The organism is Sphingomonas bacterium, assembly GCF_903643065.1.
Classification (GTDB): domain Bacteria; phylum Pseudomonadota; class Alphaproteobacteria; order Sphingomonadales; family Sphingomonadaceae; genus Sphingomonas.
The window spans coordinates 1-2654 of sequence record NZ_CAHJWX010000457.1; the positions used below are offsets into that span (position 1 = coordinate 1).

The 2654-nt window shown below is 71.4% G+C and carries 2 protein-coding genes; one reads left to right on the plus strand and one right to left on the minus strand.

Annotated elements, in window-relative coordinates:
• Positions 1-252: 252 nt before the first annotated feature.
• On the plus strand, positions 253-2400 hold the full coding sequence (locus HUU95_RS13830; RefSeq protein ID WP_174280633.1) for a serine/threonine-protein kinase: 2148 nt from the start codon (positions 253-255) through the stop codon (positions 2398-2400).
• A gap of 19 nt (positions 2401-2419) precedes the next feature.
• On the opposite strand, the gene HUU95_RS13835 is transcribed toward HUU95_RS13830, so the two are convergent.
• Positions 2420-2654: hypothetical protein (locus HUU95_RS13835; protein WP_438827218.1), on the minus strand; the 235-nt coding region annotated here is incomplete at its 5' end.

Sequence of the window (2654 nt, forward strand, 5' to 3'; positions counted from 1 at the left end):
CCCCCGCCGCCAGCGCCTCGCGCTCAGCGGTGCGCGCGGCGGCGCGATCGTCCTTGATCGACAGGTACAGCTCGGCGCCCGGGCCGCCCGCCCGCACGTCGACGCCCGCCGGCGCTCCGCCGGGCACGGGCGCGATCAGTTCGGTCAGCGACAATCCGTCCAAGACCTGTTCCGCCCCATTCGTGTCGGAGACGGAACCACCTAATCTCGATCACGTTCCTTGGGGCGGCCTCGAACCGGGGGAAAAGGGCGTTGCTTGAGCTGATCGGGCGTTACCGCATCCAGGAACAGATCGGCGAAGGCGCGATGGCGGACGTGTACCGCGCGCACGATCCGCAGATCGATCGGCCGCTCGCGGTCAAGGTGCTCAAGGCCGAGTTTCGGGAGCATCCCGAATACGCCGCGCGCTTCCTGCGCGAGGCGCGCGCCGCGGGTGCGCTGTCGCATCCCAACATCGTCACCGTGTTCGACGTCGGCGAGGTCGACGGCTTTCCCTTCATCGTCATGGAGCTGCTCGCCGGCGAGCCGCTGTCGGAGGTGTTGAAGCGCGGGCCGCTGCAGCCGAGCCAAGTGATTGGCATCGGTCTCCAGCTCGCCGACGCGCTCGCCTACGCGCATGCGCAGGGTGTCATCCACCGCGATGTGAAGCCATCCAATATCGTGCTGTCGCCCGACGGCACATCGATCAAGCTGCTCGATTTCGGCATCGCCCAGCTCACCGATGCCGACCCCCTGTTCGAGGAACAGAGCTTCCGCACCCAGATCGGCCAGGTGATCGGCACGCCGCGCTACATGAGCCCGGAACAGGCGCTCGGACAGGAGATGGACGCGCGCTCGGACGTCTATTCGGTCGGTGTGGTCCTGTACGAGATGTTGTCGGGACGGCGCGCGTTCACCGGCGCGTCGGCGGCGACGCTGACCGCGCAGATCGTCAACGTCGAGCCGACCGCGCTTGCGGAGGTCGCGCCGGATTGCCCGCGCGGGCTCCAGTTCATCACGCACAAGGCGATGGCCAAGCAGCCGGCGCAGCGGTTCGCCGACGCCGGGCGGCTGGCCGATGCGCTGCGCCGTGAGGTGGGGGTCGCCAACATCCTCGCCAAGGAGGAGGGCGGCGGCCGGCGTTACCTGCCGCTCAAGGTCCGCCTCACGCTGCTGATGGCGCTGATCACGGCGGCGGTGCTGGCGGCGGCGGTGGGCACGGTGCTCGTCCAGCAGCGCGAAGCGATGCGCCGCGTCGCGATGTCGTCGGGCGATGCGATCGCGGCCTTCGTGGCCAACAATGCCGCGTTGCGCGCGGTCGACAATGCCGCGCTGCCCGTCGGCCAGCAGGACTGGGTTCCGGTGCGCGCGTTCGTGCGCAACGCGGCCGCCGACCGCAACGTGCGCGGGCTGACGGTGGTGGACGCGGCCGGGGTGGTGCGTGCGGCGACCGACGAGCGGCTGATCGGCCGCGCCTATAGCGCACCGACGGACGAGGCGCTGGTGGCCCGGCGCGCGGACACGACCGTGACCTCGGTACAGGACGGCCGCTCGTTCCGGTTCGTACGCCCCATCCTCTACGCGCGGCAGCGGTTCGGGCAGGTCGACCTGCTGCTCAACCAGGATCCGCTGCGCTCGGCCGCCGACTGGTCCACGATATTGCTCGTCCTGCTGGCCTTGGTGACGTTGGGTACGGTGGCGCTGGTGACGTTCCTCAGCGCGCGGCTGATCGAGACGCCGCTCGCCCGATTACGCGGCGCGTTGCGCGAGGTGGCCCGCGGCACGCCCGACTTCCACATCGCCCACAACCGGCGCGACGAGTTCGGTGAGCTGTTCGATCAGGTGAACCTGATCGCGCAATCGACCGGCGAGCGCCTCAACGCCGTCGAGGCGCTGCTGCTCGACCGGCCAACACCCACCCCGACGACCGCCGCGCCCGACTTCCACCCGGAGCCGATCAGGGTCAGTCGACCGACCACCGCCGTCGTTACCGCGACGGGTCCGCTGCCGTCGGGGCCCGGACCGACCCCGATCAGCGCGATGCGACCGGCCGGGGAGTCCGGCCCGTTTGCCCCCACCCGTCCCGAGCCGTCCGTGGCGGCAACGCCGGATCCGGTGACTGTCGAGCGCAGGCCCTCGCTGGAGCCGGCGCGCGATCCATCGCCGCCTTCTCCCGAGCCCCAACCGGTCGCGCCGGCAGCATTCACTGATCCACAGGCGGAAGTATCGACGCCGGCCCTCGTCCTGACGCCGTCGGCCCCGGATGCCGTGGCTGCCCGGCCGGCGGCGCCGGCCGCCCCCGCCTTGCCGGTCGAACCGGCACCGCTCGAAATGCCCGGCGAGACGGCGTTGCTGGATCCGCCCTGGCCCCACGACGAGGACGAGGATCGCACGCGGGTGGACGAGGAGCCCGCCTACTGAGCGCAGCGGGGTTGCGGCATCAGCGGCTGTGCACCGTGGCCTGGATGCGTCGGGCGCGTGCGAGTTCGCCGCCGATCGCGCCGTTGCCGGGGTCCAGCGTCGCGGCCTGGGACAGGAGCTGCACCGCCCGGTCGATCGACCCCGCGGACATCTGCTCCAGCCCTTGCTGACGCAATTTCTGGGCTCGGCCGCGATCGGCCGCCGTCACCGCCGGGCGCGGCGCATCGGCCGGCTTGGGAGCGGGCGCCGGCACG